The following is a 5350-nucleotide window of genomic DNA, read 5'->3' as shown; positions in this document are numbered from 1 at the left end:
TCCGATAAGTCGCTCGGATACGCCCGTCTGTCCATGCGCCGCAGAACATCACCCGAACCCCGACTGGCACGCCAGTACGGCCGACGTTCACACGAACGAGCGATCATGAACCGAGAGAAAGCGGACTTAACGTCCACTCAGAGCGGCCACCGATCGGGTGGCGGCCGGGCAGTTGTGGACCGGGGAAGAACGGACTGGGATCCCCGGCAGTTGAGGAAGGCATCTGACGTCTCAAGTCCTCTGCCGGAGAGCCCTGGTGGTCACCTGTCCTGCCGCACTGGACTCGCCGCACGCGCTCGTCGAGTGGGTCACCATGCTCATCGTCACCCGGGAGGGTAACCGCCGGGGCAAGCTCCGCTCCTCCCGACGGGCGCTGGTCGCACTGGTGCACCTGCGCAAGCACGACACCCTCGCCCAGATCGCCGCCGGCTTCCGGCTCGGCGCCGGGACCGCCCACGCATGCGTCCACCAGGTCACTGACCTCCACGCACCGCCGCCACGACGTAACCCTTCAGGTCATCAGATCCCCGGGGCACACTCGTGTGGCAGGCGAATGTGCGCCGCCGGGGGCTGGGTTGGTCAGGGTCCGGGTATGACGCGGCCCCGGCAATCCCGGAAGGCGTACCGGCTCGTGGCAGCGTCGTGCGAGGTGAGGTAGGCGCCCTCGCCCGTCTTCGCGCGACACCTTCCCGGTCCTGAAGCCGCTGCGGTAGGCCCACCGGCGCACTGCGGGCATGATCTTGACCAGGAACGACAGCGAACCGCAACCGGAGTGGTTCAGCCACCTCACTCGACGGCGAGGAGAGTAGCCATGCGGACCGGCATCGTCACGGCAGCAGGGCCGGGTGTGGAACACCTGGCCGCCCGCGCGGAGGAACTCGGCTTCGACAGTTTCTGGGTGTACGACACGCCGATGGTCCACGGCGATCCGTTCGTGAGTCTCGCACTTTGCGCGAAGTCCACCCACCGGATCAGGCTCGGCATCGGTGTCGCCTCACCGGCACTGCGTTCCGCTCCCGCGGCGGCGGCGGCCGTCGGCAGCCTCAACGCCCTCGCCCCCGGCCGCATCATCTGCGGGGTCGGCACCGGTAACACGGCGCGCCGTACGCTCGGCATGCGGCCTACCACGATGGCGGAGCTGGAGTCGTTCACGGCCGCCCTACAGGATCTCACCGCGGGCCGCGAGTCGGACTACCGCGAGGGTGCCCGGTCCAGCAGGGTGCGATTCCTGCACGCCGGGCCGTACGTCGACACCGAGGCTCCCGTGGAGTTCGTCGTGGCCGCGTTCGGCCAGACGGCTGCCGCGGTCGCCGGCCGGCTCGGCGCGGGGGTGATCTCCTTCGCGATGCACGGCCCCGTGGCCTGGTCCGCCCTCGGCCGGGCCCGGCGGGCGGCGGCGCGGGACGCGGGCGGCGCCGAGAAGACCCGTTCGTATCTCATGTCCTCCCTCCATGTCCTCGCCGACGGCGAGGACCGCTACGGCGATCCGGTCAAGGACTCGGTGGGGCCCATCGCACTGAGCGCACTGATCCTCGGCGCGGAGAACCCCGTCCTCCGCGCGGCCCTCCCTCCGGAAGAGGCCGCAGCTGTCGACCGTCTGCTCCGGCTGCGCGGCGCCACCCCCACCGATCCCGAGCGTCACCAGGCGCTCTACCGCAACTACCTGGGTCGACTGTCCCCCGAGGACCGCGAGCTCGTCGTGCCTTCCCTGGTGGACAAGTTCGGCCTGGTCGGCACCAGGGAGGAGCTCACCGAGCGGATCAACGTGCTGGAGAACGCGGGGGTCGACGAGCTGGTGATCCAGCCCGTTGTGGACCCTGGGACCGAAATGGCCGAGCTCGCACGGCTATTCGCCTGACGACTGTCGCCGGGACCTCGTGTTCCTTGCTGCCGCGCGTGGTCACCGTGGCCACCGCGCAGGGGTGGCCGAGGTCGGGGCAGACCGCGATCACGACCGGGGCGCGGTCGAGGACCCGTGTGCCACCCGTCGTCACGCTCACCGATGTCGAGCTGCGTGCCCCGGCTGCCGCCCGAACCGGCCCTCACCGACGTCGACGCGCGGCGCCGCATCGATGCCTCCGGCCGCATCCACGACAGCGCCGGCCAGAGCACAGGTCCGGCCCGGCGTTCCGAGGGGCTGACATCCGCCGCGTTCTCGCCCACCGGCGAGGGCATCCGACCACTTCATGCGCACCACCTCACCGCCCCGGAGAGGAACCTCGCCCGACCGGGCCCCGCTCCGGACGGGAGTACGGGCGGGTCCGGAGCGGGGGCGGGGTGGTGACCCCGGGCAGCCGGTCAGTCGATGGACCACCGTTGCAGTTCGGAGCCGGTGTCGGGCTGCTGGGTCGCCTTGGCACCCTTGGTGGCCGAGGCGACGGTGAGCGCGAGGCCGCTGGCGGCAGAGGTGATCGTATACCGGTCGAAGTTGGCCGGGGTGATCTTCCAGCGCTGGGCGGTCTGGCCGTTGCAGGCACGCTGGACGATGGTGGAGCCGGCGGCTCCGGCGGCCTCCGCGCACTTGCCGGAGGCCTTGTTGGCGATGGTGTAGGTGCCGTCGGACTGGGTGGCGATGGTCCAGCTCTGCTTGTCACCCCGGTTGGTCAGCCACACCAACAGGTCGGAGCCGTCGGAGGAGGAGCCGCCGTTCTCCAGGGCGATGCCCCGGGTCTCGATGGTGTGGACGCCCTCCACCGTGCGCACGGTGCCGGGCCAGGGGATGCCCGGGGCGGCGTAGTAGCCGATACCGGCCGCCTTCCAGCGCATCCCCTCCTGGGCCAGGCGCTGACGGAAACCCTCCCAGCTGCGGATGGACTGGGGGCTCCAGCCGACCTCGGCGATGGCGGGCAGCCGGGGGAAGCTCATGTAGTCGGCGTAGTCCTGGGGTTCGGGCCAGCGGATGTTGGAGTTCGGGTCCTTGATGCTGCCCTCGTGGGCGTGGTCGGCCCACAGGGCGGCCTCGACGCCGGCGATCTTCTTGGCCGGGACGATGGAGCCGGTGCCGTCCATCTTGCCGGTGACGGTGGCCGGGTCCCACTCGTAGGAGCGCTGCACCGGCACGTACCCGGACCAGTTCAGACCGTAGGGGGTGGAGGCGTCGTACGCCATGTCCAGGTAGGCGTGGTCGGACGGCGACATGATGAACCTGGCGCCTTGGGCGACACTTTCGCGGAGGTGGCGGATGCCCGGCTTCTCGGTCGCCGTGCCGATGGTCTCCCGGTCGCTGTCCTCGCCCCAGTACTGCAGGAGGCTGCCGGCGGGGACGGGGGACTGGCCGAGCTGGTGCCAGCCCATCACCGTCTTCCTCTCCGCGGTGGTCGCGTCGGTGGCGGCCTTGACGTAGGAGGCGTACTGCTCCGGGGTGGCGTCCGGGGTCTCGTCGCCGCCGAGGTGGATGTAGGGGCCGGGGGTCAGCTCGGCCACGGCCTTGATGACGGTCCGCAGGAAGCGTGTGGTCTCGTCCGTGTGCTTCTGGTCCTTCAGACAGTAGAGGCTGATCCCGACGTCGTCGCCGGAGTAGGGGGGCTGGGCCTTGTCGTCGCAGTTCAGCTCGGGCACCGAGGCGAGGGCGGCCATGGTGTGGCCGGGGCCGTCGATCTCGGGCACCACGGTCATGAACCGGGACGACGCGTAGGCGACGATCTCCTTGTAGTCCTCCTTCGTGTAGTACCAGCCGGTGCCGCCGGTGAAGCCGGTCTGCGTGCTGGCGCCGACCTTGGTCAGGTTCGGCAGCGCGTCGATGGCGATGCGCCAGCCCTGGTCGTCGGTCAGGTGCAGGTGCAGGGTGTTGATCTTGTATGCGGCCGCCTGGTCGATGTAGCGCTTGACCTGGTCCACGGAGAAGAAGCGGCGGGCGACGTCCAGCATCACGCCGCGGTACTCGTACCGCGGCGCGTCGGAGATCTTCGCGGGCGAGACGGTCCACGTGCGGTTCTGCTTGGTGCGGGACTCGACCGCGGCGGGGAGCAGCTGGCGAAGGGTCTGCACGCCCCGGAACAGGCCTTGGGCACCGTACGCCTTGATGACGACGCCGGTCTTGTTGGACGTGATGGTGTATCCCTCGGCGCCCAGTGTCTTGGGGCCGTTGGGATCCAGGACGACGGCCTTGTCGGGCGCCTTGGTCGCCTTCACCACCTGGAGGTCGAAGCCCGTCGCGGGGGCCAGCAGCTTCGACAGGTAGGTACCGACGCCGATCGCCGCCGAGTCCTTGGAGAGGACGGCGATACGCGTCTGGGGAGTGAGGGCGAACCCCGGGCCGCCCAGCGCCTGCTGTGAGACCGGCAACGGCGTGAGGGCATAGGGAAAGGTCGAGGGTGCGGGGGGAACGGCCACGGCCTGGGAAACGGTGGCCGTGAGCGGGAGGGTGAGGGTGACTGCGACGAGGACGGCGAGGCGTCGGCCCCGTCGGTGCGACCGGCTCATGGTGACTCCTTCGGACAGAATTACGCGGAACCGCACACCGGGGGTGCACGGCCAGGGGGGGCGAATCGCGTCGGCAACGACGGTGAGGCGCGTGCACCGGACCGCAGGAATTGGTTCCGGAGCCTTGCACCGGGGCGAACTGCCGTCGTCGCGCTGCGGGACGTACGCGAGAGGGGCAGCGGACGTGCGGCGCTGCACGCGAATGAGCTCATACATTGCTTGAAGGTGCATCAAGTTTGTTATTTTCGAACACCTTTAAGCAAACCGTGTCAGGAGGCCGACGGATCGTCAAGGGCTACCTGGGCACATCTTTGTCCGTTCGTGGGCGGCTTTGTCACGCCCGCACACGGTGCGGGAACGAGTACGCGGTGACCGGTTCGGCGCACGACGGTGCACGGGCGCTCTGGATGTCCCGACGAGCGAGCCCGTGCAGGATCGAGGGGCGTCGGGCCCCTTTGCCGGCGGATCCGCCAGGTGAGTGACGGCGCAAGTCCGTCGGGCTCGGCTTTCAGGTTCCGCCTTCGGATCCGCGACCTCCCCGGCGCCCGACGTTCCCGCCCGTGAGCAGCGCACCCTCGGCGCCGGCGCCACCCACGCCGCCACCGGGCCCACCCCGGAGCGTACGTTCCAGCGCGGCGACATCCGGGGGTGGACTTCGATCTCCTGACCCGGTGTGACGGGGGCCCCTACCCACGACCGGGGTGCCGCCGGGCCTGCCACCGGTGCTTACGGAACAGAGCCGCTCATCGGACAACCCCACCCGGGGCTCCACGCAGAACACGCCACCCTCAGCCGAGCTGCTGTTCGATGGCGCGGAGCTTGCGTTCCAACGCGTCCAGTTTCGGCAGTGACAGGGTGTCGTCATCCGCGGTCAGGTCGACGGTGACGGACTCCTCGGGGCCGTCCTCGACGAGACCACCGCGATGGA

The 5350-nt window shown here is 69.9% G+C and carries 2 protein-coding genes and 1 pseudogene; 2 read left to right on the top strand and 1 reads right to left on the bottom strand.

Annotated features, from left to right (window positions below; translation table 11 throughout):
* Positions 1–256: 256 nt before the first annotated feature.
* A pseudogene (locus PUR56_RS02560) lies at positions 257–490 on the top strand (transposase family protein); the annotation flags it as partial.
* A 321-nt stretch (positions 491–811) separates the two neighbouring features.
* Positions 812–1858 carry an LLM class flavin-dependent oxidoreductase gene (locus PUR56_RS02555; RefSeq protein WP_329878784.1) on the top strand — a complete coding sequence of 349 codons (1047 nt, stop codon included), beginning with the start codon at positions 812–814 and terminating at the stop codon, positions 1856–1858.
* A 440-nt stretch (positions 1859–2298) separates the two neighbouring features.
* Here the strand turns inward: PUR56_RS02555 and PUR56_RS02550 are convergent, their stop codons facing one another.
* Positions 2299–4422, bottom strand: a complete 2124-nt coding sequence (locus tag PUR56_RS02550) for a family 20 glycosylhydrolase (protein ID WP_329878786.1) — start codon at positions 4420–4422, stop codon at positions 2299–2301.
* Between the last annotated feature and the right edge of the window lie 928 nt (positions 4423–5350).

Source organism: Streptomyces sp. BE303 (assembly GCF_036290945.1).
GTDB lineage: Bacteria > Actinomycetota > Actinomycetes > Streptomycetales > Streptomycetaceae > Kitasatospora.
The sequence above is the reverse complement of the archived record's forward strand: the minus strand, read 5'-3'. Positions and strand labels throughout refer to the sequence as shown.